This is a genomic window from Sphingomonas astaxanthinifaciens DSM 22298 (assembly GCF_000711715.1).
In the GTDB taxonomy this organism is placed as follows: Bacteria; Pseudomonadota; Alphaproteobacteria; order Sphingomonadales; family Sphingomonadaceae; genus Sphingomicrobium; species Sphingomicrobium astaxanthinifaciens_A.
On record NZ_JONN01000001.1, the window covers coordinates 1035658 to 1062358 of the forward strand.

Annotated in this window: 29 protein-coding genes, 2 tRNA genes and 1 pseudogene; 19 read left to right on the plus strand and 13 right to left on the minus strand. The window is 69.4% G+C overall.

The annotated features are described in order from the left end of the window. Window positions 1-19: 19 nt before the first annotated feature. The 3 genes from BS69_RS0105165 to tkt form a co-directional block, all read right to left on the minus strand. Window positions 20-1219 carry a phosphoglycerate kinase gene (locus BS69_RS0105165; protein WP_029940907.1) on the minus strand — a complete coding sequence of 400 codons (1200 nt, stop codon included), beginning with the start codon at window positions 1217-1219 and terminating at the stop codon, window positions 20-22. A gap of 81 nt (window positions 1220-1300) precedes the next feature. Beyond that, complete coding sequence (gene gap, locus BS69_RS0105170) at window positions 1301-2308, minus strand: type I glyceraldehyde-3-phosphate dehydrogenase (protein WP_029940908.1); 1008 nt, start codon at window positions 2306-2308, stop codon at window positions 1301-1303. A 71-nt stretch (window positions 2309-2379) separates the two neighbouring features. Then, on the minus strand, window positions 2380-4368 hold the full coding sequence (gene tkt, locus BS69_RS0105175) for a transketolase (RefSeq protein WP_029940909.1): 1989 nt from the start codon (window positions 4366-4368) through the stop codon (window positions 2380-2382). Between the two features lie 134 nt (window positions 4369-4502). On the opposite strand from tkt, the gene BS69_RS14205 reads away from it, so the two are divergent. From BS69_RS14205 to BS69_RS13615, 5 genes are all read left to right on the plus strand, one after another. Beyond that, the gene (locus BS69_RS14205) at window positions 4503-4676 is read left to right on the plus strand and encodes a hypothetical protein (protein ID WP_156956906.1); all 174 of its coding nucleotides are present in this window, start codon (window positions 4503-4505) and stop codon (window positions 4674-4676) included. A 3-nt stretch (window positions 4677-4679) separates the two neighbouring features. Then, entirely contained in the window at window positions 4680-5003 is a 324-nt protein-coding gene (locus BS69_RS0105185; RefSeq protein WP_029940910.1) for a cell division protein ZapA, read from the plus strand. A 154-nt stretch (window positions 5004-5157) separates the two neighbouring features. Beyond that, window positions 5158-5745, plus strand: coding sequence for a 5-formyltetrahydrofolate cyclo-ligase (locus BS69_RS13190; protein WP_051676556.1), 588 nt, complete (start codon window positions 5158-5160; stop codon window positions 5743-5745). Next, window positions 5742-5978, plus strand: coding sequence for a DUF2842 domain-containing protein (locus BS69_RS0105195; RefSeq protein WP_029940912.1), 237 nt, complete (start codon window positions 5742-5744; stop codon window positions 5976-5978). The genes BS69_RS13190 and BS69_RS0105195 overlap by 4 nt, the downstream gene beginning before the upstream one ends. A 37-nt stretch (window positions 5979-6015) precedes the next feature. After that, the gene (locus tag BS69_RS13615; protein WP_051676557.1) at window positions 6016-7158 is read left to right on the plus strand and encodes a cell wall hydrolase; all 1143 of its coding nucleotides are present in this window, start codon (window positions 6016-6018) and stop codon (window positions 7156-7158) included. A gap of 58 nt (window positions 7159-7216) precedes the next feature. Here BS69_RS13615 and BS69_RS0105205 read toward each other — a convergent pair. Then, window positions 7217-7293: transfer RNA gene (locus tag BS69_RS0105205), tRNA-Asp, on the minus strand. Between the two features lie 58 nt (window positions 7294-7351). Further along, a complete protein-coding gene (locus BS69_RS0105210; protein WP_051676558.1) occupies window positions 7352-8581 on the minus strand; it encodes an AI-2E family transporter in 1230 nt (409 codons plus the stop codon). Between the two features lie 141 nt (window positions 8582-8722). Between BS69_RS0105210 and BS69_RS0105215 the strand changes: the two genes are divergently transcribed. Beyond that, window positions 8723-9613 carry an MBL fold metallo-hydrolase gene (locus tag BS69_RS0105215; RefSeq protein ID WP_029940915.1) on the plus strand — a complete coding sequence of 297 codons (891 nt, stop codon included), beginning with the start codon at window positions 8723-8725 and terminating at the stop codon, window positions 9611-9613. A gap of 10 nt (window positions 9614-9623) precedes the next feature. Here the strand turns inward: BS69_RS0105215 and BS69_RS0105220 are convergent. From BS69_RS0105220 to BS69_RS0105230, 3 genes are all read right to left on the minus strand, one after another. Continuing rightward, window positions 9624-9707 (minus strand) — tRNA-Leu (locus BS69_RS0105220). 59 nt (window positions 9708-9766) lie between these two features. Beyond that, complete coding sequence (locus BS69_RS13620; protein ID WP_051676559.1) at window positions 9767-10195, minus strand: DUF805 domain-containing protein; 429 nt, start codon at window positions 10193-10195, stop codon at window positions 9767-9769. A 51-nt stretch (window positions 10196-10246) separates the two neighbouring features. After that, window positions 10247-11755, minus strand: a complete 1509-nt coding sequence (locus tag BS69_RS0105230) for a YifB family Mg chelatase-like AAA ATPase (RefSeq protein ID WP_029940917.1) — start codon at window positions 11753-11755, stop codon at window positions 10247-10249. A 135-nt stretch (window positions 11756-11890) separates the two neighbouring features. On the opposite strand from BS69_RS0105230, the gene BS69_RS0105235 reads away from it, so the two are divergent. The 8 genes and pseudogenes from BS69_RS0105235 to BS69_RS0105270 all read left to right on the plus strand — a co-directional run bounded on the left by BS69_RS0105235 (window position 11891) and on the right by BS69_RS0105270 (window position 16679). Continuing rightward, a complete protein-coding gene (locus BS69_RS0105235; protein WP_245605110.1) occupies window positions 11891-12325 on the plus strand; it encodes a hypothetical protein in 435 nt (144 codons plus the stop codon). A 93-nt stretch (window positions 12326-12418) separates the two neighbouring features. After that, on the plus strand, window positions 12419-12553 hold the full coding sequence (gene rpmH, locus BS69_RS0105240; protein ID WP_029942004.1) for a 50S ribosomal protein L34: 135 nt from the start codon (window positions 12419-12421) through the stop codon (window positions 12551-12553). Window positions 12554-12564: 11 nt separating this feature from the next. Beyond that, a pseudogene (gene rnpA, locus BS69_RS0105245) lies at window positions 12565-12876 on the plus strand (ribonuclease P protein component); the annotation flags it as partial. A gap of 44 nt (window positions 12877-12920) precedes the next feature. Continuing rightward, the gene (gene yidD, locus BS69_RS0105250) at window positions 12921-13133 is read left to right on the plus strand and encodes a membrane protein insertion efficiency factor YidD (RefSeq protein ID WP_029940920.1); all 213 of its coding nucleotides are present in this window, start codon (window positions 12921-12923) and stop codon (window positions 13131-13133) included. Window positions 13134-13150: 17 nt separating this feature from the next. Continuing rightward, window positions 13151-14878: a membrane protein insertase YidC gene (gene yidC / locus BS69_RS0105255; protein WP_084184298.1), complete on the plus strand. Its 1728-nt coding sequence runs from the start codon at window positions 13151-13153 to the stop codon at window positions 14876-14878. Further along, the gene (yihA, locus tag BS69_RS0105260; protein WP_029940922.1) at window positions 14878-15519 is read left to right on the plus strand and encodes a ribosome biogenesis GTP-binding protein YihA/YsxC; all 642 of its coding nucleotides are present in this window, start codon (window positions 14878-14880) and stop codon (window positions 15517-15519) included. The genes yidC and yihA overlap by 1 nt, the downstream gene beginning before the upstream one ends. A gap of 86 nt (window positions 15520-15605) precedes the next feature. Then, window positions 15606-16298: a glutathione S-transferase family protein gene (locus tag BS69_RS0105265; RefSeq protein ID WP_029940923.1), complete on the plus strand. Its 693-nt coding sequence runs from the start codon at window positions 15606-15608 to the stop codon at window positions 16296-16298. A gap of 39 nt (window positions 16299-16337) precedes the next feature. Continuing rightward, complete coding sequence (locus BS69_RS0105270; RefSeq protein ID WP_245605112.1) at window positions 16338-16679, plus strand: hypothetical protein; 342 nt, start codon at window positions 16338-16340, stop codon at window positions 16677-16679. Here the strand turns inward: BS69_RS0105270 and BS69_RS0105275 are convergent. Beyond that, complete coding sequence (locus BS69_RS0105275) at window positions 16676-17137, minus strand: cupin domain-containing protein (RefSeq protein ID WP_029940925.1); 462 nt, start codon at window positions 17135-17137, stop codon at window positions 16676-16678. The genes BS69_RS0105270 and BS69_RS0105275 overlap by 4 nt on opposite strands. A 27-nt stretch (window positions 17138-17164) precedes the next feature. On the opposite strand from BS69_RS0105275, the gene dapE reads away from it, so the two are divergent. Beyond that, complete coding sequence (gene dapE / locus BS69_RS0105280) at window positions 17165-18298, plus strand: succinyl-diaminopimelate desuccinylase (RefSeq protein WP_029940926.1); 1134 nt, start codon at window positions 17165-17167, stop codon at window positions 18296-18298. Here the strand turns inward: dapE and BS69_RS0105285 are convergent. From BS69_RS0105285 to BS69_RS0105300, 4 genes are all read right to left on the minus strand, one after another. Further along, window positions 18295-19968, minus strand: coding sequence for a putative bifunctional diguanylate cyclase/phosphodiesterase (locus tag BS69_RS0105285; RefSeq protein WP_169738058.1), 1674 nt, complete (start codon window positions 19966-19968; stop codon window positions 18295-18297). The two genes, dapE and BS69_RS0105285, sit on opposite strands and share 4 nt — an antisense overlap. Window positions 19969-20030: 62 nt before the next feature. Continuing rightward, window positions 20031-20573 (minus strand): Smr/MutS family protein, encoded by a 543-nt coding sequence (locus BS69_RS0105290; protein ID WP_029940928.1) that lies wholly within the window; start codon window positions 20571-20573, stop codon window positions 20031-20033. After that, complete coding sequence (mltA, locus tag BS69_RS0105295) at window positions 20554-21777, minus strand: murein transglycosylase A (RefSeq protein ID WP_051676562.1); 1224 nt, start codon at window positions 21775-21777, stop codon at window positions 20554-20556. The genes BS69_RS0105290 and mltA overlap by 20 nt, the downstream gene beginning before the upstream one ends. Continuing rightward, entirely contained in the window at window positions 21777-22427 is a 651-nt protein-coding gene (locus tag BS69_RS0105300; protein WP_029940930.1) for a Tim44/TimA family putative adaptor protein, read from the minus strand. The genes mltA and BS69_RS0105300 overlap by 1 nt, the downstream gene beginning before the upstream one ends. Window positions 22428-22628: 201 nt before the next feature. Between BS69_RS0105300 and secB the strand changes: the two genes are divergently transcribed. The 4 genes from secB (at window position 22629) to BS69_RS0105320 (ending at window position 26673) form a co-directional block, all read left to right on the plus strand. After that, window positions 22629-23156: a protein-export chaperone SecB gene (gene secB, locus BS69_RS0105305; protein ID WP_029940931.1), complete on the plus strand. Its 528-nt coding sequence runs from the start codon at window positions 22629-22631 to the stop codon at window positions 23154-23156. 22 nt (window positions 23157-23178) lie between these two features. Further along, window positions 23179-24738, plus strand: coding sequence for a murein biosynthesis integral membrane protein MurJ (murJ, locus tag BS69_RS0105310; RefSeq protein WP_029940932.1), 1560 nt, complete (start codon window positions 23179-23181; stop codon window positions 24736-24738). Beyond that, a complete protein-coding gene (trpS, locus tag BS69_RS0105315) occupies window positions 24728-25747 on the plus strand; it encodes a tryptophan--tRNA ligase (RefSeq protein ID WP_029940933.1) in 1020 nt (339 codons plus the stop codon). The genes murJ and trpS overlap by 11 nt, the downstream gene beginning before the upstream one ends. A gap of 197 nt (window positions 25748-25944) precedes the next feature. Then, entirely contained in the window at window positions 25945-26673 is a 729-nt protein-coding gene (locus BS69_RS0105320; protein WP_029940934.1) for a DUF4136 domain-containing protein, read from the plus strand. Window positions 26674-26701: the final 28 nt, after the last annotated feature.

The window sequence follows — 26701 nt, forward strand, 5'->3', positions numbered from 1 at the left end:
TCATGAAGCACGCAACCGACTAGCGGGCGAGCGCGGCGACCCCGGGAAGCGTGCGCCCTTCCATCCACTCGAGGAAGGCGCCGCCGGCGGTCGAGACGAAGGTGAAGTCGTGTGCCACCCCGGCGTGGTTGAGCGCGGCGACCGTGTCCCCGCCGCCGGCGACCGAGACCAGGCTCCCGTCCTGCGTCAGCGCCGCCGCGGTCCGCGCCAGCGCCACCGTCGCGGCGTCGAAGGGCGGGGTCTCGAACGCGCCCAGCGGCCCGTTCCAGACGAGGGTCCGGCAATTCTTGAGGGCGTCGCCCAGCGCCTCGACCGCCGATGGGCCGATGTCGAGGATCATCTCGTTCTCGGCGACCTCGTGGACGTTGCAGGTCCGCATGCTCGGCGGATTGGCGGCGAATTCGGTCGCGACCACCACGTCATAGGGGAGGTGGACGGTGCAATTGGCCGCGTCGGCACGCTCGAGGATCGCCTCGGCCTCGCCGGTGAGGTCATGCTCGCACAGGCTTTTGCCGACATTCACCCCGCGCGCGGCGAGGAAGGTGTTGGCCATGCCGCCGCCGATGATCAGGTGATCGACCTTGTCGACGAGGTGGCCGAGGACCGCGAGCTTGGTCGAGACCTTGGCCCCGCCGACCACCGCCGCGACGGGCCGCTCGGGGCTGCCCAGCGCTGCCTCGAGCGTCTTCAGTTCCTTCTCCATCGCCCGTCCGGCGAAGGCGGGCAGGAGATGCGCCACGCCCTCGGTCGAGCTGTGAGCCCGGTGCGCGGCGGAGAAGGCGTCGTTGACGTAAAAGTCCCCGAGTGCCGCGATCCCCTGCGACAGGGCAGGATCATTCTTCTCCTCGCCGGCGTGGAAGCGGGTGTTCTCGAGCACCCCGATCGCGCCCGGCGTCATGGTCGTGATCGCCCGCGCCGCCTGCGCGCCTTGGCAGTCTTCGATGAAGCGCACCGAACGCCCGGTGAGGTCGGTCAGCGGCTTGACTAGCAGCGCGGTCGACATATCGGGCCGGTTCTGTCCCTTGGGCCGCCCGAAGTGGCTCAGCAGCAGCACGATCGCGCCGCGGTCCGACAGCTCGAGGATGGTCGGGAGCGCCGCCTGGAGCCGGGTCGCGTCGGACACCGCGCCGTCCTGCATCGGCACGTTGAGGTCGACGCGGACGAGCACCTTCTTGCCGGTGAGGTCCGAGGGGAGATCGTCGAGGGTCTGGAAGGGCATTCACTTCTCCGTTCGTGCCGAGCGAAGTCGAGGCACAGTGCAGGCCCCTCGACTTCGCTCGGGGCAAACGGTGGCTTGCGCCTACCCCAGCTTCGCCATCGCCGCGGCGGTGTCGACCATGCGGTTCGAGAAGCCCCACTCATTGTCGTACCAGCTGACCACGCGGACCAGTTTGCCTTCGAGCACGGCGGTCTCGAGGCTGTCGACGGTCGAGCTCGCCGGCGAATGGTTGAGGTCGATCGAGACCAAAGGCTCGTCCGAATAAGCGAGGATGCCCTTCAGCGGCCCGCTCTCCGAGGCCGCCTTGAGGAGGCCGTTCACCTCGTCGAGCGACGTGTCGCGCGCCGGAGTGAAGGTCAGGTCGATGAGGCTGACGTTCGGGGTCGGCACGCGCACCGCCGAACCGTCGAGCTTGCCCTTGAGCTCGGGCAGCACCTCGCCCACCGCGCGGGCGGCGCCGGTGGTGGTCGGAATGATGCTCATGCCGGCCGCGCGCGCACGGCGCAGGTCGCTGTGGATCTGGTCGAGGATCTTCTGGTCGTTGGTGTAGGCGTGGATGGTGGTCATCAGCCCGCGCTCGATGCCGATCGCGTCGTTCAGCACCTTGGCGACCGGCGCCAGGCAGTTGGTGGTGCACGAGGCGTTCGACACGATCTTGTGGTCGGCGGTCAGCTTGTCGTGGTTGACGCCATAGACGACCGTCAGGTCCGCGCCCTTGGCCGGGGCCGAGATGAGGACGCGCTTGGCGCCCGCCGCGAGATGCTTCTCGCCGCCTTCCTTGCTGGTGAAGAAGCCGGTGCACTCGAGGGCGATGTCGACCCCATGCGCCTTGTGCGGCAGGTTGGCGGGATCGCGCTCGGCGGTGACCGCGATGCGCTTGCCATTGATGACGATGTCGTTGCCCTCGGCCTTCACCTCGCCCGGAAACTTCCCGTGGACGCTGTCGCGGCTGAACAGCCAGGCGTTGGACTTGGCGTCGGCAAGGTCGTTGATCGCGACCAGCTCGAGCCCGCTCTCGGGCCGCTCGAGGATGGCGCGGGCGACGAGGCGGCCGATCCGGCCGAATCCGTTGATGGCGACTTTGGTCATCTGTTTTCTTCTCCCAAACTCGTTCGGGCCGAGCGAAGTCGAAGCCCGTCTTGATTACCCTTCGACGTCGCTCAGGACGAGCGAGGACGTGACCGCAGGGCGGAAATGATCTGCGGCGCGATCTTCTCGGCGGTCAGGCCGAAATGGTCGTAGAGGTCCTTGGCGGGCGCGCTGGCGCCGAAGCTGTCGATCCCGAAGCGAAGCCCCTGGACCATGGTCAGCCGTTCCCAGCCGAAGGTGGTGCCCGCCTCGATCGAGACGCGCAGGATCTCGTCCGGACCGACCGTCGGCAGCACCGCCTCGCGATAGGCCTCGTCCTGCGCCTCGAACCGGCGCCAGTTGGGCAGGCTCACCACGCGGGCGGCGATGCCCTCGCCCTCGAGCCGCCCGGCCACGTCGAGCGCGATCTCGACCTCGGAGCCGGTGGCGATGAGGATCACCTTGGGCTCGGCCGCCTCGCGCACGACATAGCCGCCGCGTGCGCTCAGATTCTCGCTCGCCGCCGCGGTCCGCACTGGCTTCAGGTTCTGGCGCGACAGGCATAGGACGCTGGGACCCTCCTGCTTCAGCGCATCGGCCCAGGCCTCGGCGGTCTCGACCGCGTCGGCCGGCCGCCACACCTCGAGGTTCGGGATCATCCGCAGGCTCATGATGTGCTCGATCGGCTGGTGGGTCGGCCCATCCTCGCCGAGCCCGATCGAATCGTGGGTCATCACATAGACGACCCGCGCATTCTGGAGCGCCGAGAGCCGCATCGCCGCGCGGCAGTAATCGGAGAAGACGAGGAAGGTCCCGCCATAAGGGATGACGCCGCCGTGCAGCGCCATGCCGTTCATCGCCGCGGCCATGCCGAATTCGCGGATTCCGTAATAGACGTAGCGGCCCGAATAATCCTCGGCGGTGAGCGGGCCGGTCGACTTGGTCTTGGTGTTGTTCGAGCCGGTCAGGTCGGCCGAGCCGCCGATGGTGGCGGGAACCGCGGTGTTGATCACCTCGAGCGCCATTTCCGACGCCTTGCGGGTGGCGACGGTCGGCGGGCTCTTGAGCAGTTCGTCGAGATAGGGCGCGAGCCAGCGGTCATCGACCGCGCCCGCCATCCGCCGCTTGAACTCGTCGGCCTTGCCGCTCTTCGCCAGTCGCGCTTCCCACGCCGCGCGTTCGGCGCTTCCGCGCGCGCCGACCTTGGCCCAGGCCTCGCGCACGTCGGCAGGGATGGTGAATTCGGTCGGATCGAGCCCCAGCTCCTTGCGTGCCGCCTCGACCTCGGCCTTGCCCAGCGCCGCGCCGTGGGTCGCCGCCGTGCCCTGCTTGTTGGGCGCGCCATAGCCGATCACGGTCTTGCAGCGGATCAGGCTCGGCCGCGGGTCGGCAATCGCCTTTTCGAGCGCCTGGGCGACCTTGCCCGCATCGAGGCCGTCGCACTCGATCGTGTGCCAACCGCTCGCCGCATGGCGGGCCATCACGTCCTCGGAGCGGCTGAGCTCGGTCGAACCGTCGATGGTGATCTTGTTGTCGTCCCACAGGACAATCAGCCGGCCGAGCTTGAGATGGCCGGCAAGGCCCACCGCCTCGTGGTTGATGCCTTCCATCAGGCAGCCGTCGCCCGCGATCACATAGGTGCGGTGATCGACCAGCTCGTCGCCATAGAGGCAGTTGAGGTGGCGCTCGGCGATCGCCATGCCGACCGCGGTGGCGAGGCCCTGGCCGAGCGGCCCGGTGGTGGTCTCGATGCCCGCCAGTTCGAAATTCTCGGGGTGGCCGGCGCAGGGGGAGCCGAGCTGGCGGAAGCGCTTGATCTCGTCGAGCGTCGGATGCGCGTAGCCGGTCAGGTGGAGGAGCGCGTAGATCAGCATCGAGCCATGCCCGGCCGACAGCACGAAGCGGTCGCGGTCGGCCCAGTGCGGGTCGGCGGGATCGTATTTCAGGACCTTGGTGAACAAGGCGGTGGCGGCGTCGGCCATGCCCATCGGCATGCCGGGATGGCCGCTGTTGGCGGCCTCCACCGCGTCCATGGCCAAGGCCCGGATGGCATTGGCGAGACGGCGCTGGGTCGGCTGCATCGAGGCTCCGCTAATCAAGGGCGGGCAGCACCGGAATCGGCCGCCCGACAGTGCGGCCCCTTTGGGCGGTGAGCCGTTGAGCGTCAACACCCGCGCCGCTTGGCAGGACGCCCCAAGAGGCATAGGTCAGGGCCATGACACAAGAGGCACTGGAAGCGGCGCTGGTACGCGCCGAGCGGGCACTGGCACGGGTCGAGCGCGTGGCCGAGCAGGTCGGTCGCCGCGGCGACGGCGAGGAGCGGCTCCGCGCCAGGGTCCGCGCCGCCATCGCCGAACTCGACACCATCATCAGCAAGGTCGAAGCCTGAGCCATGGCCGAAGTCGACATCACCATCGCCGGCCGCGCCTATCGGGTCGCCTGCCGTGACGGCGAGGAGCAGAACCTTCGCCACGCCGCCGAACTCGTCGATGCCAAGGGCCGTGAGGCGCTGGCCGGCCTTGGCGCGCTGTCGGAGGCGCGGATGCTCCTGTTCGCCTCCTTGCTGCTGGCCGACCAGCTGATCGAAAAGCGCGGCGTGACCGCCCCGCCGCCACCTTCGCCGCCCGACCCGATGGTGATCCGCCGGGTCGACGCGCTGGCCGAGCGGCTCGAGCGGCTCGCCGGTCACCTTGAGAATGAGCTCGCAAACGCCTAGATAGGTAGTTGACGGGCACTGCCTGGCACGAGCTTTTCGCAATCCCTGAGGCTATTCCCGATCCTTGGGGGCTGTCCCTGGTTGGACCCTGGTCCGGCACATATGGTCCCCACCTGACGTTACCGGCGTCAGAGGATTACAGAGCAACGACCTCATGGTGGTCCCGTCACTTCCCTCCCTGGCCGACAAGGCCGCCGCCCGCGCCGCGCTGCGTGCCGAGCGCAAGGCCTTCGCCGCCAGCCTCGCCCCTGACACCCGCGCCGCGCTCGAGGCCGAGCTTACGCGCCGGCTCGAGCCGCTGCTGTTCGCCGCCCGCGTGGTTGCCGCCTACCAGCCGATGAAGGACGAGATCAGCCCGCTGGCCGCGCTCGACCGGGCCCGGGCGCTCGGCAGGGAGACCGCCCTTCCCGCCTTCGCGGCGCGCGATTCGCGGATGACCTTTCGCCCCGGCGACGCGACCGAGCCCGGCCCCTGGGGCCTGCTCCAGCCGCCGCTCGACCACGACCCGCTCGTTCCCGACCTCGTCCTTGTGCCGCTGGTCGGCTGCGATTCCCGTGGCAACCGCATCGGCATGGGCCAGGGCCATTACGACCGCGCGCTCGAGGCCTTGCGCGGAAGCGCGCGGATCGTCGGCATCGGCTGGGACTTCCAGCTCCTCGACTCGACCATCGCCGCCGATCCCTGGGACCAGCCGCTCGACGCCTTCGCTTCCCCTTCCGGCCTCCTGGAGTTTGCCCGTTGACCCACGAACAGCCCCCGCGGCCGCGCCCGACCGCGGGCGTGTTCATGATCCTTGGCGTGATCATCGTCTGGGCGGCGCTGATCGTCTCGCTCTCGGACGTGGTCGGCCGCTGGCCAGCCGCGGTTCAGCTGCCTTTCTATATCGTCGCAGGGATCATCTGGGTGCTTCCGCTCAAGCCGATCCTGCGCTGGAGCGAGACCGGACGATGGCGGAACGACCCGCCCAACCCTTGAAATTTCGGACTGCTTTAGCTAACTCATACACCTGCTCATGACTTCTCTGGCCCTCCCCCAGGCCCGGCCGTTCGCGGCCCGACAGGCCCTTGCGCTGCTGCGCGCCCGCCCGCTCGAAGCGGTCGGCGGCGGCCTGCTGCTGGTGGCCGCGGCGGCCTCGATCGCGGCGGTGACCGATCCGTCGCGCTCGCCCGAGCCCCAGGAGACGGCGGCCGACGCCGCCCCCTCGGTGCAGGCCATGACCCCTTTTGCCGTCCGCCAGGTCGCGCCGGACGAGGCGCTCAAGCTCAACGCCGCGCTGCCGCTCGCCGGCGGCCCCAATCCGGCGGCCGCGCCGTTCGTCCTGAAGACCGACTCCAGGACCTATGGTCGGGCGCTCGAGTGCCTGACCCAGGCGGTCTATTACGAGGCGGCGCGCGAGCCCGAGGAAGGGATGCGCGGGGTCGCGCAGGTGGTCCTGAACCGGGTCCGCCATCCCGCCTATCCCGCCACCGTCTGCGGGGTCGTCTACCAGGGCGCCGAGCGGCAGACGGGCTGCCAGTTCAGCTTCACCTGCGATGGCTCGCTCGCGGCCGCGCCGATGCGCGTCTACTGGGATCGTGCCCGTCGCATCGCCGACGAGGCGCTCAAGGGCCATGTCGCGGCCGCGGTCGGCAACGCCACCCATTATCACGCCAATTACGTCATGCCTTACTGGGCCCCGACGCTGACCAAGAGCGCGGTGATCGGCGCGCACATCTTCTATCGCTGGCCGGGTGGCTGGGGACAGCCTTCCGCCTTCACCCAGCAGTGGGCGAAGCGCGAGGCGGATCCCAAGGGCCTGCGCTCGGCCGCGCTGGCCGCCGAGGCGCGCTTTGCCGCCATGACGCCGTCGCAGACCACCCCCGCGGTGGTCGCTCAGGCGCGCCAGGAACTGCCGCCCGAGCTCGCCAAGCTGGTCGAGGCCGAGGTCGGTCCCGGCGGCAAGACGCGGGTCACCATGCGGATCGATGCCGGCCGCCACGACGCGGCCACGCGCGCCGCCGCCGAAGCTGCCGACCGGAGCCTGATGAGTTCGGCCTCGCCGAGCCTGAAATGGGGTCTGACGGGGGGCGAGGATTCGGCCCAGGCTCCGCTTGGCCGCAAGCCCGACGCGCCGGCCGCGACCGGCACCGGCACCGCGGCAGCCTCGGGACTCTGACGTCCCGACCGGCGCCGGCGGACCGGCGCCATTTCCATTTTTTCGATGAAAAGGGAAATGGCGCGAGTGACGGGGCTCGAACCCGCGACCTCCGGCGTGACAGGCCGGCGCTCTAACCAACTGAGCTACACCCGCTTGGGTGAGCGGCCAACTAGGGGGCGGACCCGCCCTCGTCAATCGGGAAAACGCCTCGTCAGGGCATTTGTCGGTCGCGCGGCGCAGCGGAAAGGGCCGGCGGCCGCTCGGTCGCCTCGTACTCGTCCTCCTCGCCGGCATGGGTCAGCGTCCCGTGCTCGAACAGGAAACCGGCGATATCCGGCGTTCCCGCCGCCGCGAACACGGTCTTGAAAATGATCAGCAGGGGAATGGCGAGCAGCGCGCCGACCGTGCCCCACACCCACGCCCAGAAGCTCAGCGAGAGGAGGATGAGGATCGGATTGATCTTCACCCTTTTGCCCACGATCAGCGGGGTGACCGCATTGGCCTCGACCAGGTGCATGCCGATGAAGATCAGCGGCGGGAGGAAGGCCTTCCACGTCTCGGGCCCGCCGAAGCTGATCAGTCCGCCGAGCGCGAGCAGCGCCGCCGCGGCGATCGGGCCGAGATAGGGAATGAAGTTCAGCACCGCGACGATGCCGCCCCACATCAGCGGCGAATCCATGCCCACCGCCCACACGATCAGCGCCAGCAGCGCGCCGAGCGTGACGTTGATGAGCGAGATGGTGCCGATGTAGGTCGAGGTGGCGGTGACCGTCTGCTGGATCACCCGGGCGGTGGTCAGCGCCCCCTCGAAGCTCCCGCGGCTGGTGATCGTCGACTTGCGCATCGCGGTCCAGCCGGCGAGGAAGAAGTAGATCAGCAGCAGCGCGAAGAACATCTGGATGAGCGCGTGCGGGGCCGAGTTGGTGAGCAGGTCGCTGATCGAATTGGGGGTCTCGAGCTTGACCGTCTGGCCGCCACCCGCCGAATCCCCCGAGGGCAGCTGCTTGATGATCCGGTCGGCGAAGCGCTGCAGGTCCTCGTAGATCTTGAGCAGCGGCCCCAGCGCCTCCTTCACCCGGCCGATCCGCTGCGGCAGCAGCATGACCCAGTCGGTCGCGGGAATGACGATCGACAAGAGGGCGAAGGCGGTGACCGCGAGGAACACCAGCACGCAACTCAGCGCCGACAGCGCGGCGGGCAGCCCGCGCCGCTCGAACCACTGCAGCAGCGGCACCAGCGCGATCGCGATGACGATGGCCGCGGTGACGGGCAGGAAGAACTCCGCCCCCGCCCGGAGCGCGAAGGGAAGCGCGAAGATGAGGCCGATACCCGCGATCAGGGTCAGCGAGGCGAGCAGCCGGTCACGCTTGACGGTGATCTGCTCGGCGAGCAGCGCCGCATCGTCCTCGGGGCTGTCGGTGCGGGGCTGAGAGGCATCCATGGCCACACCCTAGCCAGCCCACGAGCGCTTCGCCAGCAGGAGCCCGATGCGGCCTAAGGTCCGTGCCGGCGGCGGGAACGCGCGCGGCATTCCTTCGTCTGGTTGACCGAGTTTCATTCCCGCCCCGGAGACCCGCCAGCGATGCGCACAGCCCCCTTCTTCCTCGCCGCCGTCCTCGCCGCCTCGGCCACCGCTGCCATCGCCGTCCAGGCCCCGCCGCCGGTCGCGCCCGAGGCGCGCAACGTGGCGCTCGGCGCGCTCACCCTCACTCCGGTCCGCGATGGCGCCAACATTGCGCCCAACGACGGTAAGGTGTTCGGCCTCGATGTCGGCCCGGCCGCGGTCGCCGCCTTCCTCCGCGCCAAGGGTCTTCCGACCGATGCCATCCCGCTCAACGTCGGCGGCCTGCTGGTCCGCGGGCTGCCCGGGCGGGTGGTGCTGATCGACACCGGCAACGGGCCGACCAAGGGCGGGCAGCTGATGGCGAGCCTTGCCCGCGCCGGGGTCGCGCCGGGCGCGGTCACCGACGTCCTCATCACCCATGGCCATGGCGATCATATCGGGGGGCTGGTCGACGCCGCCGGCCGCCCCGCCTTCCCGCGCGCCACGATCCGCATGTCGGCGCCCGAATGGGCCTATGTGCGAACGCAGGGCTCCTCCTCGGCGATCGCCCGGGGAATCGCGCCGCGCGTCCGCACCTTCGCGCCCGGCGCGGCGGTGCTTCCGGGAATCGTCGCGGTCCCGCTTCGCGGCCACACCCCCGGCCACACGGGCTACCGAATCAGCTCGCGCGGGCGGAGCCTCCTCGACATCGGCGACACGGCGCACAGCTCGGTGGTCTCGCTCGGCCACCCCGAATGGACCATGGGCTATGACGGCAACAAGCCGCTCGCAGAGCGCACCCGGGTCGCCGAGCTGGCGCGGATCGCGGGCACCGGCATGCTCATCTTCGCGCCGCATTTCCCCTATCCGGGAATCGGCCGCGTGGTCCGCAGCCGCCCCGGCTATGCCTGGCAGCCCGCGCTTCGATAGGGAAAAAGGCTGGTACGGGCGGTCGGACTCGAACCGACAAGGATTGCTCCGGCGGATTTTGAGTCCGCTGCGTCTACCATTCCGCCACGCCCGCGTGGGAAGGACGGCTCGCCCCTAGCGCGGTTTCGCGCCGGGGGCGATACCCCTGGCGCTTTAGCGCGCGAAGGAGAAAGCGGTCGGGCTCGATCCCCACTTGTTGGGAACCTTGCTGCCTTCCTTGAGGAAGTGGCGCAGCAGCGCGGCGAAGAAGATCAGCGCGGTGGCGATGACCCCGAGCGTCACGATCCGCGACAGGAAGCCCGGGAAGACCGCCAGCAGGCTTGCCGCGAACATCATCGCGAAGGGGATGATCAGCTCCTTGCCAGAGCAATTGACGTCGTGGAGCCGGCGCACCGCCACCGACAGCTGCGGCACGAACAGGACCAGCGCGACGATCCCGCCGATCCGCATCCCGAACATGCCCGCGACGAGATTGAGGAGCAGCACGAAGCCGAAGAAGATCCAGAATTCGGAGCGCGAGGCGCGTCCCTTGAAGTCGGCAAAATGGCGAAAGCTGTGACCGACCGATTCGAACGCACCCATGACACTTCCCCCCTGCAAGAGCCCGCAACCTGCGGGCCGAGACGTTAATTCCTAGTTATTGGGCGTCAATCGCCGGTAGCTGAGCGCCTCGGCGACATGGATCCGCCCGACCGTCTCCGCCCCCGCGAGGTCGGCGATGGTCCGCGCGACTCGAAGCACCCGGTGATAGTCCCGTGCCGACAATCGCATCGCCGCCGCGGCATCGGCGAGAAGCTTTCGCCCCGGCTCGTCGGGGGTCGCGACCGTGTCGAGGAGTTCGCCATCGGCCTCGGCATTGGTCCGTGCCCCCTGCCCCTCGTAGCGCCGCGTCTGCACGCCGCGCGCCCGCGCCACCCGCCCGGCGACCGCGGCGCTCCCCTCGGCGGGCGGGGGCAGCGACAGATCGGCGGCGCTCACCCCGGCGACTTCGACATGAAGGTCGATCCGGTCGAGCAGCGGCCCCGACACCCGCGACTGATAGTCGGATGCGCAGCGCGGGGCGCGGGCGCAGGCGAGCGCCGGATCGCCGAGATGCCCGCAGCGGCACGGGTTCATCGCCGCAATCAGCTGGACCCGCGCGGGAAAGGTCAGGTGGCTGTTCGCCCGCGCGACGCTGACCGTCCCGGTCTCGAGCGGTTGGCGCAGGCTGTCGAGCACCACCCGCTGGAACTCGGGCAATTCGTCGAGGAACAGCACGCCGAGATGCGCGAGGCTGATCTCCCCAGGCCGCACCTTCAGTCCGCCGCCGACCAGGGCCGGCATCGAGGCGCTGTGGTGCGGCGCTCGGAAGGGCCGCCGCCGCTTCATCTGCCCGCCGGTCATCTCGCCCGCCACCGAGGCCACCATCGACACCTCGAGCGCCTCGGCCGGCGACAGCGGCGGCAGGATCCCAGGCAGGCAGGAGGCGAGCAGCGACTTGCCCGCGCCCGGCGGTCCGCTCATCAGCAAGTTGTGCCCGCCCGCCGCGGCGATCTCGAGCGCGCGCTTGGCGACTTCCTGCCCCTTGACCTGGAGCAGGTCGGGACCGCCTGCCGCCGGTTCGGCCTCACCCGGCGGCGGCGCGGCGAGCAGGGTCGTCCCCTTGAGGTGCGCGAGGAGGCTGAGGAGGTCGGGCGCGGCGAGCACCTCGACTTCCCCCGCCCAGGCCGCTTCCGCCCCCTGCGACGCGGGGCAGATCAGCCCCTTCTCCTCGCTCGCCGCATGAAGCGCCGCCAGCAGCACGCCGGGCGAGGCGGCGATCCGCCCGTCGAGCCCGAGTTCGCCCACCGCGACATAATGCGACAGCATCTCGGCGTCGGTCGCCCCCACCGCCGCCAGCAGGCCGAGCGCGATTGGCAGGTCGAAATGGCTGCCTTCCTTGGGCAGGTCAGCCGGCGACAGGTTGACCGTGATGACCTTGGGCGGGAGCGCCAGCCCGATCGCGGTCAGCGCCGCGCGGACCCGCTCGCGGCTCTCGGCCACCGCCTTGTCGGGCAGGCCGACGATCACGAATCGCGGGATTCCGGTCGAGAGCTGGACCTGCACCTCGACGGCGCGGGCCTCCAACCCGAGATAGGCGACCGTGCTGACGATCGCGACCATCAGCCGCGGTTCCCCGTCACCAGCAATCCGAGATGCACATCGCCCCCTAGCTCGGCGGGCGCGATGCTATGGCAAGCCCGCCAGGGGCACAAGCCGCCCCTTGCCCGACCGTCTTAGCTCCCTACATCACCGTCCATGTCGCTGCGTGCCCGTTTCCTCGCCATTCGCGATACCCGGCTGTTCCAGGGCCTGGTCTTCGCCATCGGCGTCCTCCTGATCCTCGTCACCCCGCTGGTCAGCGCGCTGCCGGGGCCGGGCGGGATCTTCGTCTTCGCCGCCGGCCTGACCCTGATCCTGCGCTCGAGCCTCTGGGCCAAGCGCCATTATGTCCGCTTCAAGCGCTGGCAGCCCAAGGCGGGGGGCTGGGCCGACTGGGGTCTTCGCCGCGGCAGCGCCAAGCGTCGCGAGGCGATTCGCAAGGAGCGCGAGCGCGCCGAGGCCCCGCCGCCGGGCGAGGCGCCGCGCACCGACGACCCGCTTCCGGGCGCCGGCCTGGAGATCGCGCCGATCGATCCTGGCCCCGCCGCGGTGGCACCCGCCACGCCCGCCACTTCCCCCTCGCAGCATTGACTTCGCCGGTTGCCTTGCGTATCGGGCGCCCAGACAATGCGGCTGCCCTCGTTGGGGCGGCCCTTTTTATTCCACCTCTCAAGGCAATGAGCGATGAAGCGCACTTTCCAGCCCAGCAACCTCGTCCGCAAGCGGCGTCACGGCTTCCGTTCGCGCTCGGCCACGGTGGGTGGCCGCAAGGTGCTGGCGGCGCGCCGCGCCCGCGGCCGCAAGAAGCTCAGCGCTTAGTCACCCTACGGAAGCGCGCGGATTTCCTGGCTGCCAACGGCGGCCGGCGCGCCGCCATGCCCGGCTTCGTGCTGCTGGTCCGCCCCCGGGCGGACGGCTCGGACGTGAAGCGCATCGGCTATACGGTGACCAAGAAGATCGGCAACGCCGTCGTCCGTAACCGGATGAAGCGGCGCCTTCGCGCGCTGGCCGCCGAGCTCCTGCCCGCAGGCGGAATCGCCGGCGCCGACCACATCCTGATCGGCCGCAACGGGGGAATCGAGCGCGACTTCGACCTTCTCCGCAAGGAACTCGCCAAGGCGCTGCGCAAGGTGGCCGCCTGATGTGCCTCGACCATGCTTCGCACAAGGACGAGGCCCGCACCGGCCTGTCGGCGAAGCTCCTCATCCTGATCGCGCGCGGCTGGCAAGTGGGCCCGAGCGCGATCCTGCCCCCTTCCTGCCGCTTCCAGCCGAGCTGCTCGGCCTATGCAATCACCGCCTGGCGCCGCTATGGGGCGCTGCGCGGAAGCTGGCTCGCATTGAAGCGGATCGGCCGCTGCCACCCCTGGGGCGGCCAGGGCTTCGACCCGGTCCCCTGACGAGGATTTGAACCACCGTGAATAACGACACGCGCAACATGGTCCTCGCGATCGCCCTGTCGGCCCTCGTGCTGCTGGGCTGGGGCCTGCTGTCCGAGCGCTTCTTCCCGACCCCGAAGAAGCCCGTCGCGACCGCGCCCGCCCAGCCCGGCGCCCCCGCATCCACCACCGCCGCCGCCCCGCAGGCACCGGCGGCTCCGACGATGAGCCGGGCCCAGGCGATCGGCAGCGTTCCGCGCGTCCGCATCCAGACCCCGAGCCTCATTGGCTCGCTCAACCTCAAGGGCGCGCGCTTCGACGACCTCGCGATGGTCCGCCAGACCGAGACGGTGAAGAAGGATTCGCCCGCCGCGCGGCTGCTCAGCCCGGCCGGAGCGCCCGGCGCCTATTTCGCCAGCTTCGGCTGGACCGGCCAGGGCGTCGCGGTGCCCGACGCCAACACCGTGTGGACCGCCAGCGCGCCGACGCTCACCCCCGGCAAGCCTGTCGTCCTGAGCTGGACCAACCCCACCGGCCAGCGCTTCGAGCTGACGGTCGCGGTCGACGACGGCTATCTCTTCACCGTGACCCAGAAGGTCGCGAACGGCGGGACCGGCCCCGTCGCCGTCCGCCCGTTCGCGCTCCTCAGCCGCGCCGACAAGTCGGCCGATCCCGACGGTTGGACCCATCATGTCGGGCCGATGGCGGTGCTCGATTCCAAGGCCAATTACGGGATCAACTACAAGGATCTCGACGAGGATCGCGCCGGCCAGCGCTTCTCGGGCAACAACGGCTGGATCGGCTTCACCGACAAATATTGGCTGACCGCGCTCGCCCCCGCCGGCGACGGCGCCATCGCCGCCAGCTTCCGCCGCGGTGCGGGCACCAGCTACCAGGCCGATTACGCGCTCGAGAACAAGATCCTCCCGCCCGGCCAGGTGCTGACCGACACCACCCGCCTCTTCGCCGGCGCCAAGGAAAAGAAGTGGCTCGACAGCTATGAAGCGGCCGGCACCGTCCCGCTCATCTCCAAGTCGATCGACTGGGGCTGGTTCGAGTGGTTCATGCGCCCGATCTTCGCGCTGCTCGTCTGGCTGTTCCACACCATCGGCAACTTCGGCTTCGCGATTATCGCGCTGACCTTCATCGTTCGCGGCCTGATGTACCCGATCTTCGACCGCCAGTTCCGCGGCATGGCCGCGATGCGCGCGGTGCAGCCGAAGATGAAGGAGATCCAGGAGCGTCACAAGGACGACCGGACCAGGATGCAGCAGGAGCTGATGGAGCTCTACAAGCGCGAGAAGATCAACCCCGCCGCCGGCTGCCTTCCGATCTTCCTCCAGATCCCGGTCTTCTATGCGCTCTACAAGGTGCTGACCGTCAGCGTCGAAATGCGCCACCAGCCCTTCATCCTGTGGATCAAGGACCTGTCGGCCCCCGACCCGCTGACCCCGATCAACCTGTTCGGCCTGCTGCCCTTCGATCCCCCGGGCCTGCTGCACCTCGGCGTGCTGCCGATCCTGCTCGGGATCACCATGTGGGCGCAGTTCAAGCTCAACCCCGCACCGATGGACGACGTCCAGAAGCAGATCTTCTCGATCATGCCGTGGGTGCTGATGTTCACCATGGCGAGCTTCGCCGCGGGCCTGCAGCTCTACTGGGTGGTCTCGAACATCCTCGGCATCCTCCAGCAGAAGTATCTCTATTCGAAATATGACGCCGACCGAATCGCCGCCAAGGCAGGCGTCACCACGGTGAAGACCTGATGGACGGCCTTCCCGAAGACCTGGTCGAGCGGGCGCGCAAGCTGTTCGCCGGCCCGGTCGAGTTCCTGAAGTCGGCCCCGGGTCTGGAGTTCCTGCCCGATCCTACCGTGCCCGAGATCGCCTTTGCCGGCCGCTCGAACGTCGGCAAGAGCTCGCTCCTCAACGCCATCACCGGGCGCAACAAGCTGGCGCGCACCTCGAACACGCCAGGCCGGACGCAGGAGCTGAACTTCTTCGACGTCGGCGCGCCGCTGGCGCTGCGGCTGGTCGACATGCCGGGCTATGGCTTCGCCGAGGCGCCGAGGGACATGGTCAAGCGCTGGCGCTTCCTCGTGAACGACTATCTGCGCGGCCGCGCCGTGCTGAAGCGCGCGGTGGTCCTCATCGACAGCCGCCACGGGGTGAAGCCGGTCGATCGCGAGATCATGGAGATGCTCGACGCCGCGGCGGTCGGCTATCGCCTCGTGCTCACCAAGGCCGACAAGATCAAGGCGAGCGAACTTGCCGCGGTCACCGCGGCCACCGAGGCCGAGGCGCGCAAGCACCCCGCCGCCTTCCCCCAGCTCATCGCCACCTCGAGCGAGAAGGGCATGGGCATCGCCGAGGTCCGCGCCGCGGTTCTGGAAGACGCGCTGTCCTGAGCTTTCGTCACCCCGGGCTTGACCCGGGGTCCACCTTTCTTTCTTCCCGTCGGTCGAAAGCAGATGGATGCCGGATCAAGTCCGGCATGACCGCGAACGGAGAAGACGTGCTCAAGCTCATCCTCGGCAACAAGGCCTATTCCTCCTGGTCGATGCGCGGCTGGTTGGCAGTCAAGGCCTCGGGCCTCGACTTCGAGGAGCTGGTCGTGCCCCTCTACAACGATACGTGGGACGAGCGACGCGAGGGCGACGAATTCGCCCCGTCCTCGGGCAAGGTGCCGCTGCTCTGGCATGACGAGACGGTCGTCTGGGACAGCCTCGCGATCATCGAATATTGCGCCGACCTTACGAGCCGCGAGCATTACTGGCCGGAGGACCTCGCCGCCCGCGCCATGGCCCGCTCGATGGCCGCCGAAATGCATTCGGGCTTTTCGGCCCTGCGCCGCGAATGCCCGATGAACGTCCGCCGCAACGTCCCCACCCCCGACCTTTCCGACGAGGCGGTGGCCGACATCAACCGTGTCCTCACCCTGTGGGCGCAGGCCCGCGCCCGCCACGGTTCGGGCGGCCCCTTCCTGTTCGGCGGCTGGTCGGCGGTCGACATGATGTACGCGCCCGTCGTCACCCGTTTCCTGACCTGGTCGATCCCCGTCCCGCCCTTCGCCCGCCAGTATATGTCCGATGTGCTCCGCCACCCGCATGTCGCGCAGTGGATCGACGCCGCGCAGGACGAACCGTGGGTGATCGAACAATTCGAGGGCGGCAAAGGAACTGCCTGACCTGCCGTTCGTCCGGTGGCCATGCGTTTACCTTGCGTTATGGCCGCCGCCCTTTCCCTCGCTCTCCCCGCCTGTGCCACCCCGGCCGAGCGGATCAGCGATACGCTTGCCGAAGTCGGACTCGAGCGATCGCGCGCCGATTGCGTCGGCAATTACCTCCAGGCCGAACTCAGCACCGCCCAGTTGCTCGAGCTCGGGCGGGCGGCGCGCGAATGGCGGGCGCGTGATCCCGATCCCAAGGCGCTGACCATCGATGACCTGCTGCTCGTCAGCAGCCAGATCCGCGACCCCAAGATTTCGCTGACCGTGGCCAAGTCGGCCGGGCGCTGCGGGCTGGTCCCGCTCGGCTTCACCGACCTGTCGAAGGCGCTGCTCAGCTAGATCCGGCTGGCGTCGTAGGGCGTCCCGTCCTTGCTGGTATAGCGGCCCTCGGGCGTGAACAGCATGTCGATGTCGCTGTAGGCGCCGCCCTTCGCTTCGCCCCCGCCGACGCACAGGAAGCGGCAGTCGGAGCCGCTCTCGTTGCGCAGGTGGTGGCCGTTCCGTACCCCCTTGGGGAAGGCCGCGCAGTCGCCCGCCCGAAGAACGACCTCGCCCTCGTCCTCGACCAGCACCGCTTCGCCTTCGAGCATGATCAGGAACTCGTCCTCGCCCTCGTGCCAGTGGCGCTGGCTCGACCAGGCGCCGGGCTTGAGCACCACCAGGCTGACCCCGAAGTCGGTCAGCTTCCCGGCCGGGGCCAGTCGCTGATACCAGCGCCCCGCGACCGCGGCGTCGTGCGGCGGCGGATAGCCGGTCCGGTTGGTGCGCTCGATCGTTCCCAAGTCCAGTTTCGGCATTGTCGCTCCCATGCTAGCGCGTGGCCCATGTCCTCTATCGACCCCGTCGACCTCGCCGCCAAGCTCATCTCGGTGCCCTCGGTCACCCCCGCCAGCGGCGCGGTGTTCGACGTCCTCGACGAGGCGCTATCGGCCATCGGCTTCACCGTCCATCGATTCATCCTCGGCGAAGCGCCCGACGGGCCGACCGAGAACATGGTCGCGATCCGTGAACGCGGCCCCGGCCCCCATGTCGGCTTCGCCGGCCATCTCGACGTGGTGCCCGCGGGCGAGGGCTGGACGGCAAGCGCCTTCGAGGCGCGGATCGAGGACGGCCGGCTGATCGGGCGCGGCGCCAACGACATGAAGAGCGCGATCGCCGCCGCCGCCGCCGCCGCGTCCGCGATCGACCAGCAGGGGGGCACCCTTTCCTTCCTCATCACCGGCGACGAGGAAGGCTATGCGACCTATGGCACGCCGCGGATCATCGACTGGCTGAACGAGCGCGCGATCCGCCCCGACATGATCCTGATCGGCGAGCCGACCAGCGAGACCCGGCTCGGCGACACGGTCAAGATCGGCCGCCGCGGTTCGGTCAATTTGTGGCTGACGGTCAAGGGCGTGCAGGGCCACGTCGCCTATCCGCACAAGGCCGACAATCCGGTCCCGCGCCTCGCCCGCATCGTCGCCGCCCTGTCGGAGCTTCATCTCGACGACGGGACCGAGGCCTTCCCGCCCTCGAACCTCGAATTTACCGCGCTCGGCACCCCGACCAGCGCCAGCAATCTCATTCCGGGCGAGGCGACCGCCCAGCTCAACATCCGCTTCAACAACCTTCAGAACGGCGCCGACCTCGTCGCCGAGGTCACCCGCATCGCCCGCACAATCGACCCCGCCGCCGAGGTCCGCGCGCGCATCTCGGGCGAGGCCTTCCTGACACCGGCAGGCCGGCTCTACGATATCGTCACGGAGGCGATCGAGGCCGAGTGCGGAATTGCGCCAAGGCTCTCGACCGGCGGCGGCACCTCGGATGGCCGCTTCCTCATCCAGCTCTGCCCGGTGGTCGACTTCGGCCTGCCCAATGCGACCATGCACAAGGTCGGGGAAAGCGCAGGCGTGGCGGATATCGAGGCGCTGGCCCGCATCTACCGGCGGGTGTTCGAAGCGGGCCTGCGACCCTAGGCCGCGCTCCGCCCCTCGCTGCTGGCGTGGCGGGTCCAGGCGAGGAACTCGGTCTCCATCATCGGCTCGGCGAAGACGAAGCCCTGGATGGTCTCGCAGCCCATGGCGCGCAGGATGTCGGCCTGGGCGACGGTCTCGACCGCCTCGGCGACCAGCTCGCAATCGACCCCGCGAACCAGCTGGATCACCGCCTGGACGACGTTGCGCGCCTGCTCGCTGGTAACGATGTCGTGGATCAGCGACTGGTCGAGCTTGACCCGGTCGATCGGCAGCTTCCGGAGCCGCGCGATGTTCGAATAGCCCGTCCCGAAATCGTCGATGGCGATTCGTGCGCCTTCGCGGCGGACCTCGGCGATCTCGGCCAGCACCGCGGCCGAGCATTCCATCGCCGCGGTCTCGGTGAATTCGAGCTCGACCCGGTCGAGCCCGACCCCGGCATTGGCGAAGATCTGCCGCAGGCGCGGGAAGAAGTCGGCGCGCTCGATCTGGCGCGGCGAGATGTTGAAGGCGACCCGGCCAAGCCCCTCGCCGGTCTCCTCCCAGCTCGCGAGCATCGCCGCCACCTCGGCCATCACCCAGTCGCCGATGTCGTTGATGACCCCGGTCTGCTCGGCGATGGTGATGAACTCGGCCGGGCGCACCAGCCCGCGGGTCGGGTGGTTCCAGCGCAGCAGCGCCTCGGCCCCCGTCACCGCGCCGCTGGCGAGGCTGAGCTGCGGCTGCAGCGCGAGCACGAACTCGCCCCGCTGGACCGCATCGACCAGCGCCTTCTCGGTCTCCAGCCGGTGGCGATGCTCCTCGGCGATGGCGTCGTTGAACAGGCAATGCTGGTGCCCGCCGCGGCCCTTGGCGCGGTACATGGCGATGTCCGCCGCCTTCATCAGTTCCTCGACCGAGCGACCGTGCGCGGGGCTCATCGCCACCCCCACCGAAGCGCCGATATCGACGCTGTGGCCGTGGAGTTCGAACGGCTCGCCGATCGCCAGCACCAGCCGGCGGGCGAGGCGCTCGGCCTCGGCCGCGCTGCCCACGTCGGGGAAGAAAAGCGTGAATTCGTCGCCCGCGAGCCGCGCCAGCAGCGGACGGACGGTGCTGCTGGTCGCCTCGCTGTTGACCAGCACCCGCAGCCGGTTGGCGACCATCACCAGCAGCTGGTCGCCGCGGGCATGGCCGAGACTGTCGTTGACCGCCTTGAACCGGTCGAGGTCAAGGAACAGCATGACCGACGATCGTTCGCCCGCCGCCGCGAGCATCCGCTCGGCCTCGGCGCGGAAGTTGAGGCGGTTGGGTAGGCTGGTGACGGGATCGTACATGCCCAGCGCATGGGCGTTGTCGATCGAGTTGCGGACCTCGGCGAACAGGCTGTCCACCGCCGCCGCGACCTTGGGCATGGCATGGCGGACGAGGTCCGGCGCGGGGCTGGTGAGGTCGCCTTCCTCCACTGCCAGCAGCCGGTCGCGCAAGGCGGCCAGCGCGCGCGCGCCTTCGCTGTTGGGCCGCTCCGAGGCGACATAGCAGACGACCAGGCAGAAGGCCCCGGCGATCACCGCCGCGGCGATCTGCTGCGGCAGCTGGGTGATGGTGACGAAAGCGTAAAGCGAGAAGATGAACGAAGCCACGCCCGCCAGCCCCGACAGGATCATGTTGCTGATCTTTTGAGCGCTGCCCACCTTCATTACGGGGCACGTGTAAAAGGATGGGGTTAAGAAGCCGTGTAGGTCCGGCCCCCGGCTCAGCGCCGCAGGATGAGGTACAGACTCCCGCCCCCGCCATGCCGGCGGTGTGCGCTTCGGACCGCGGCGATGCGGTCGGCATGGCGGCTGACCGCCAGCCAGTCGTGGACCGCGGCGCGGATCCGCCCGCGCTGGATCGGCGGCTCGCCCGGACGATGGTGGCCGGTGACCAGCAAGAGCACCCGCTCGCCCGCATTCACCGCCCGCTCGAGCGCGCGGTCGATCGCCTCCCAGGCGGCGTCGAGATTATGGCCATGGAGGTCGACGGTGCGGTCGACCGCGATGTTGCCGCTCTTGAGCCGCTTTTCCCAATGGCCGTCGAGATTGCCATGAATGGTCGCGCGGCGGACCGGGGCGGCGGTCACCGGCCGCGGCGGCGGCACCCGCCCTTTCGGCGGTGGCGAGCGGACGGGTTCGGGCAGTGGCGGCGGCGCGGGCGCAGGGGCAAGCTTCGGCGCGGGCGCGTCGTCACGGCTGAGCGGCGTGATGGTCGCGGTCACCCGCGCCCACAGGGCCTGTTCTTCAGGGCTGAGGTTGCGCAACGGTCGGGACCACTCCCGCGGCGCTGGCCGCGCGCGCCTTGGCGGCGGCAAGGCTCCCGCGCGGGAGGAGCAGCAGCGCGCTGCCCTTGGCCGCCATGCCGCCCGCGATCCGCGTGGCCTCGACCCCGTGGCCCCAGAAGGTATCGACCCGGTTGGCGCCCTTGATCGCGCCGCCGGTGTCCTGCGCGATCCACAGGCCATTGGCCTCGGGCCGGTCGACCGACAGGAAGATCGGCGCACCCAAGGGCACGAACAGGGGATCGGCGGCAACGCTCGCGCGGCCCGTCACGGGGACGTTCATCGCGCCCAGGGGGCCCGGCCCGGTCAGCTCGCGAAAGAAGACGTAGGACAGGTTCTCGCGCATGATCGCGCGGCCTTGGTCGGGATAAGCGCGCAGCCAGGCGACGATGTCCTGCATGGTGGTGCCGCCGGGCTGGAGGATGCCGCGCTCGCGCATGATCCGCCCGATCGCCTTGTATTCGCGGCCGTTCTGTTCGGCATAGCCGATCCGCATCTCGTTCCCGTCGGGCAGCTTCAGCCGCCCCGAGCCCTGGATCTGGAGGAAGAACAAGTCGATCGGGTCGGCCGCCCAGGCGAGCTCGAGCCCCTTGTTCGCCAGCGCCCCGTCCTCGATCTCGGGCCGCGAATAATAAAGGACGCAGGTCCCCGTCTCGTCGATCCGCCCGCGCCCGGTCTGCCCGTCGGGACGGGTGCAGCGGGTGAGGTCTGTCGGGGTCCGGTAGATCGGCACATAGCCCGGCAGCGGCGTCCGTGAGCCGGCCAGCTCGGGCTCGTAATAGCCGGTCGCGAAGGCCTTGCCGTCGCCGACCTGGACCCAGTCGAAGCGCTGCTCGAAAAACGCCCTCGCTTGGCCGGCCGTCAGGCTCGCCGCCTCGGCGCAGAGCGGCTGCCAGTCCGCCGCCAGGGTCAGGCCCGAGGCGTCCTTGCGCCGGACCAGCACCGGGCAGCTGATCTTGAACGCGTCGAGCGCGCGGCTCGCCTGCTCGTCGGTCAGGGTCCGCGGCGCGGCGAGGAAGGCGCCGGCGTCGAGCGCGCGCTTGGGTGGCGGCGGCGCGGGCGGCGGAGCCGGGGTCGGCACCGGGGCGGGCGCCGGGAGCGGCGCGGGCTGGGGAACCGGACGGGTCGCGCAGGCCGCGATCGACAAAGCGAGCAGCGCGGCGAACGCAGGCTTGAAGCTCCGCACTATTCGTCGTCGGTTTCGATCAGGATCCAGTTGGGATCGCGCGAGCCGAGGTCGCGGCGGAAGGTCCACCGGTCACGGGTCTGGACCGCGTCGCTGAGCGAGCCGGCGACGACATTGCCCTCGCCGTCGCGGGTGACCGCGGCGATGTCGGCCTCGAACCGGACGGTGACGGTGGCGACCTTGCCCGACAGGTTGGCCGCGGCGATCAGCGCCTGCTCGATCGCGATCAGGCGGTTGTCGAGCGTCTGGCCCGCGGCCTCGCGCTCGGCGATCGCCTGGTCGAAAGCCCCCGCGATCTCGGGGTCGAGGAAGCCGCGCACCTCGTCGATCCGGCCCTTCCAGAAGCTCTCGAGGATCATCCGGTAGGCGGCCTGCGCGCCCTCGAGGAAGCGGGCGACGTCGAAGCTCGGGTCGGCGGCGAGCAGCGCGCGGACACCGGGCCCGGCAGTCGGGAGATACGCCGTGTCGAGCGGCTCGGCTGGAAGCGCCTGGCCGGGGGTCGCGACCGCCGTGCGCGGCGCCGGGGCCGCCTCGGCGTCGGCGGGCTTCAGGGTCAGCTGCTGTTCGTGTCCCGTCCGTTCGCCCAGCACATTGTACAGCCTGAGGCCGATGAACAGGGCAACCAGCGCGAGGATGATGATCGAAACCAAGGAACCGCTTTCTCTCGTGTCGAGCCTGGGGACGTAACGCATTACATAGGGGCTGGTGCCCCGGCTTTCCAACCCTCGCCTAAAGGCTTGCCCGCGCCATTGCACCGGTTCGACCCGGCTGCTAGTCGCCCGCCCCATCACGGGCCGGGCAACACACGTTCTGCCTCATTCTTCCTTGTAGCATGGTTAAGGGCATAAATCATGGCCGCTTCTGATCCCGCGACCCTCGGTGCGAACGGCGCCGACGAGACCGCCAACCCTGAGGCTCCGCAGGTCGCGGCGCTGGCGCAATATGTGAAGGACCTGTCGGTCGAGAACCCCTCGTCGCCGCAGGTGCTGCAGTGGAACGAGCAGCCGCAGCTCGACGTCCAGTTCAACATCGCGGTCAACAAGATCGCCGACGATGTCCACGAGGTCGTGCTCAAGATCGACGCCTCGGCCCGCTCGGCCTCGGGCGTCCATTTCGTCCTCGATTTGAGCTACGCTGGCCTGTTCGGGCTGCGCAACATCCCCGAAGAGCAGCTTCCGCCGTTCCTGCTGGTCGAGGCCCCGCGCCTGCTCTTCCCGTTCGCGCGCCAGGTCGTCGCCCACTCGGTCCAGGACGCCGGCTTCCCGCCGCTGATGCTCGATCCGATCGACTTCGCCGGAATCTACATGGCGCAGGTCGAAGCGCAGGCGCAGCAGGCCGACGGCGGCGAACAGCCCGCCGGCGAACCGACCGTCCAGTAAAGAGCGCGAAGGGCCCGCGGGAGTGAACCTCCTCAAATCGACCGGGACGATCGGCGGGCTGACGATGGTCAGCCGGATCCTCGGATTCGGCCGCGAGATGCTGACCTCGCGCATCCTCGGCGCGAGCAACGCCACCGATGCCTTCGTGGTCGCCTTCCGCCTGCCCAACACCTTCCGCCGGCTGTTCGGCGAGGGCGCCTTCTCGGCCGGTTTCGTGCCCCTCTTCTCGCAGCGCCTCCACGGCGAAGGCGGCGCCGAGGAAGCGCGCAAATTTTCCGAGGAAGTGCTGGCGGTGTTCCTGCCGACGCTCATCCTCTTCACCCTGGTGTTCCAGGTGATCATGGGCCCGTTCGTCGCGGCCCTATCGGGCTATGTCGGCGACAAGCTCGAGTTCACCACCTTCCTCACCCGGATCACCTTCCCCTACCTGCTGCTGATCAGCCTGGTCTCGCTCTTCTCGGGCATCCTCAACAGCCTGACCCGCTTCACCGCCGCCGCCTTCGCGCCGGCGCTGCTCAACCTCATGATGATGATCGCGCTGCTGGTCGTCCCCGAGGGCGGCAAGCCGAGCGCAACCGCGCTTGCGGTGGCGGTCACGCTGGGCGGCGTGGTCCAGCTCGCTTTGCTGCTGATCGCGACCAAGCGCGCGGGCATTTCGCTCCGCCTCCGCCGCCCGCGGATGACGCCGGGCGTGCGCCAGTTCGTCCGGGTGGTCGTCCCCGCGACGCTGGGCGCGGGCGTCTACCAGATCAGTGCTTTCATCGACACCTTCTTCCTGACCCGGCTCGGCACGGGCGCCCCCAGCTACTTCAACTTCGCCGACCGGCTGAACCAGCTTCCGCTGGGCGTCATCGGCGCCGCGCTCGGCACCGCCATCCTGCCCCAGATCAGCCGCCACGTCGGCGCCGGCGAGCCCGACAAGGCCGCCACCATCCAGGCCCAGGCGGCCGAACTCGCGATGCTGCTCTGCCTTCCCGCCGCCCTCGCGCTCTGCGCCGCGGCCGAGCCGCTGGTCGGCGCGCTATTCCAGGGCGGCAAGTTCAGCGCCGCCGACACCGCGGTCACCGCGCAGGTGCTGGCGATCATCGTGCTCGGCCTTCCCGCCTATGTGCTGGTCAAGGTGCTGACCCCCGGCTTCTATTCGCGCCAGGACACCGGCACCCCGGTCAAGATCGCGGCGGTGGTGCTGGTCGCCAACGTCGTCCTCAACTTCGCCCTGATCCCCTTCTTCGGGATCGCCGGCCTTTCGGCGGTGGTCGCCTTCACCAGCTGGCTCAACTGCGCGATCCTCTACGTCATCCTCCACCGCCGCGGGCATTTCCGGATGCCGGGCTGGCTCGGGACTCGGATCCTCCGCCAGTTCCTTGCCGCCGGCGCGATGGTCGCGGCGATCTACGTGGTCCGCCAGCTTATTGGCGACTGGTTCACCGGCGGCCTCGGCCACCGGCTGGTCGGGCTCGCCGTGCTGATCGGCAGCGGCCTTGCCGTCTATTTCCCGCTGGTGTGGGTGCTGGGAGGGGTCGACCGCGACGCCTTCCTTGCCCTCCTGCGCCGCAAGCGCCCGGTGGCCGATGCCGGCTGAGCGTCCCGTCACCCGCGTCCTGTCGGGCATCCAGCCGACCGGCAACCTTCACCTCGGCAACCTGCTCGGCGCGATCCTGCGCTGGGTGCGGATGCAGGATGAGGCCCCGTGCCTCTTCTTCCTCGCCGACCTCCACAGCCTGTCGGACTTCATCCCGGCCGAGACCCGCCGCGCGCAGGTCCGCGCCATGGCCGCCGCCTTGATCGCCAGCGGGATCGACCCCGCCCGCTCGACCCTTTTCGCGCAGAGCGACGTCCCCGCCCATGCCGAGCTCTGCTGGATCCTCAACGGCACCGCCCGGATGGGCTGGCTCAGCCGGATGACCCAGTGGAAGGACAAGTCGGGCAAGAACAAGGAAGGGGCCAGCGTCGCTCTGTTCGACTATCCCGTCCTCCAGGCCGCCGACATCCTCCTCTATCGCCCCAGCCACGTGCCCGTGGGCGAGGACCAGAAGCAGCATATCGAGCTGACCCGCGACATCGCGATCAAGTTCAACCAGGACACGGGCACCGAGACCTTCGCCATCCCCGAGCCGTTCGTCGGCGGCGGCGTCTCGGCGCGAGTCATGAGCTTGCGCGACGGCTCGGCCAAGATGAGCAAGTCCGACCCCTCGGACATGAGCCGGATCAACCTCGTCGATTCGGACGACGAGATCGCCGCCAAGATCCGCAAGGCGCGCACCGATCCCGATCCGCTTCCCGGCGACCCCGAGCTGCTCGCCGGCCGCCCCGAGGCACGCAACCTCGTCGGCATCCTTGCTGCGGTCACCGGCGAGAGCGAGACCGCCATCCTCGCCCGCTTCGAGGGCCAGGGCTTCGGCGCCTTCAAGCCCGCGCTGGCCGAGGCGCTGATGACGCTGATCGCCCCGATCCGCGCCCGCTACACCGAGCTCGAGCGCGACACCGCCACCCTCGACCGGCTGCTCGACAAGGGTGCCGAGGACGCGGCTGCCCTCGCCGCCCCGACCCTGCTGGCCGCCAAGCGCGCGCTGGGCCTCTCGCGGCACTAGGGTCAGGACATCGTTCGTCCTGAGCGACGTCGAAGGGCGCCTGCGCCACCGTGCTTCGACGTCGCTCAGCGCGAACGACCGCCGGTATGAGCCTCCGCTCACCGCCCCACCCGCTCCCTTCATCGACGGTTCAACCAACTTCATGTTATAAGCCCCTCGTTTACCGGGACTTTCCCCGAGTCGAGGGTTTGCCAGTCATGACGTTCCTCAAGAAGCTTGCCGCGGCCGCTCTGGTCGGCGCGGCGTCGGTCGGGCTCTCCGCCTGCGCCACCGGCCTTCCGGCCAAGGTCACCCGGTTCCAGGCCATGCCCGCCCCCCAGGGGCAGAGCTTTTACGTCGTTCCCGGCGAAGGCCGCGCGCGCGGCGGCGGGCTCGAGTGGAGCCGTTATGCCGCGCTCGTCACCCAGCAGCTCCAGGCGCAGGGCTACAGCGCCGCCGCCAGCCCTGAGGCCGCGACGATGATCGTCCAGCTCGGCTACGACGTCGACAAGGGCACCCAGCGGGTGGTCGTCGATAACTTCGGGCCGGGCCGCTACGATCCCTTCTATCGCGGCTATTACAGCCCCTACGGCCTCTACGGCAGCCGCTTCGACCCGCGCTTCGGCGTCTATTACGGCCAGCCCTATTACAGCCGCTTCGGCTATTATGGCGGCTATCGCTCGCCCTTCTTCTACGGCTGGGACGACCCCTTCTGGTACGGCGGTCCGGACGTGCGCGAATATACCGAGTACAAGTCCGAGCTCGATCTCGACATCCGTCGCCGCGCCGACAACCAGCAGTTGTTCGATGGCAAGGCGCAGGCGCGCTCGACCACCGACAACACGCAGGTACTGGTGCCCAACCTGATCCAGGCGATGTTCACCGGCTTCCCGGGCCGCGACGGCGAGACGATCAAGATCACCGTCCCCGCCCAGAAGAAGCGCTAGGCCGCTTCACCGGCGACAAAAACACGAG

Coding starts and splice junctions, on each gene's coding strand:
- tkt (WP_029940909.1), bottom strand. CDS start 4,368: ATGCAGCCGACCCAGCGCCGTCTCGCCAATGCCATCCGGGCCTTGGCC.
- secB (WP_029940931.1), top strand. CDS start 22,629: ATGGCCGCTTCTGATCCCGCGACCCTCGGTGCGAACGGCGCCGACGAG.
- BS69_RS0105185 (WP_029940910.1), top strand. CDS start 4,680: ATGGCCGAAGTCGACATCACCATCGCCGGCCGCGCCTATCGGGTCGCC.
- BS69_RS0105215 (WP_029940915.1), top strand. CDS start 8,723: ATGCGCACAGCCCCCTTCTTCCTCGCCGCCGTCCTCGCCGCCTCGGCC.
- BS69_RS0105320 (WP_029940934.1), top strand. CDS start 25,945: ATGACGTTCCTCAAGAAGCTTGCCGCGGCCGCTCTGGTCGGCGCGGCG.
- BS69_RS14205 (WP_156956906.1), top strand. CDS start 4,503: ATGACACAAGAGGCACTGGAAGCGGCGCTGGTACGCGCCGAGCGGGCA.
- BS69_RS0105210 (WP_051676558.1), bottom strand. CDS start 8,581: ATGGATGCCTCTCAGCCCCGCACCGACAGCCCCGAGGACGATGCGGCG.
- BS69_RS0105165 (WP_029940907.1), bottom strand. CDS start 1,219: ATGCCCTTCCAGACCCTCGACGATCTCCCCTCGGACCTCACCGGCAAG.
- BS69_RS13615 (WP_051676557.1), top strand. CDS start 6,016: ATGACTTCTCTGGCCCTCCCCCAGGCCCGGCCGTTCGCGGCCCGACAG.
- BS69_RS0105230 (WP_029940917.1), bottom strand. CDS start 11,755: ATGGTCGCGATCGTCAGCACGGTCGCCTATCTCGGGTTGGAGGCCCGC.
- BS69_RS0105275 (WP_029940925.1), bottom strand. CDS start 17,137: ATGCCGAAACTGGACTTGGGAACGATCGAGCGCACCAACCGGACCGGC.
- rpmH (WP_029942004.1), top strand. CDS start 12,419: ATGAAGCGCACTTTCCAGCCCAGCAACCTCGTCCGCAAGCGGCGTCAC.
- gap (WP_029940908.1), bottom strand. CDS start 2,308: ATGACCAAAGTCGCCATCAACGGATTCGGCCGGATCGGCCGCCTCGTC.
- BS69_RS0105270 (WP_245605112.1), top strand. CDS start 16,338: ATGGCCGCCGCCCTTTCCCTCGCTCTCCCCGCCTGTGCCACCCCGGCC.
- BS69_RS0105235 (WP_245605110.1), top strand. CDS start 11,891: ATGTCGCTGCGTGCCCGTTTCCTCGCCATTCGCGATACCCGGCTGTTC.
- BS69_RS13620 (WP_051676559.1), bottom strand. CDS start 10,195: ATGGGTGCGTTCGAATCGGTCGGTCACAGCTTTCGCCATTTTGCCGAC.
- dapE (WP_029940926.1), top strand. CDS start 17,165: ATGTCCTCTATCGACCCCGTCGACCTCGCCGCCAAGCTCATCTCGGTG.
- yihA (WP_029940922.1), top strand. CDS start 14,878: ATGGACGGCCTTCCCGAAGACCTGGTCGAGCGGGCGCGCAAGCTGTTC.
- BS69_RS0105265 (WP_029940923.1), top strand. CDS start 15,606: ATGACCGCGAACGGAGAAGACGTGCTCAAGCTCATCCTCGGCAACAAG.
- trpS (WP_029940933.1), top strand. CDS start 24,728: ATGCCGGCTGAGCGTCCCGTCACCCGCGTCCTGTCGGGCATCCAGCCG.
- BS69_RS13190 (WP_051676556.1), top strand. CDS start 5,158: ATGGTGGTCCCGTCACTTCCCTCCCTGGCCGACAAGGCCGCCGCCCGC.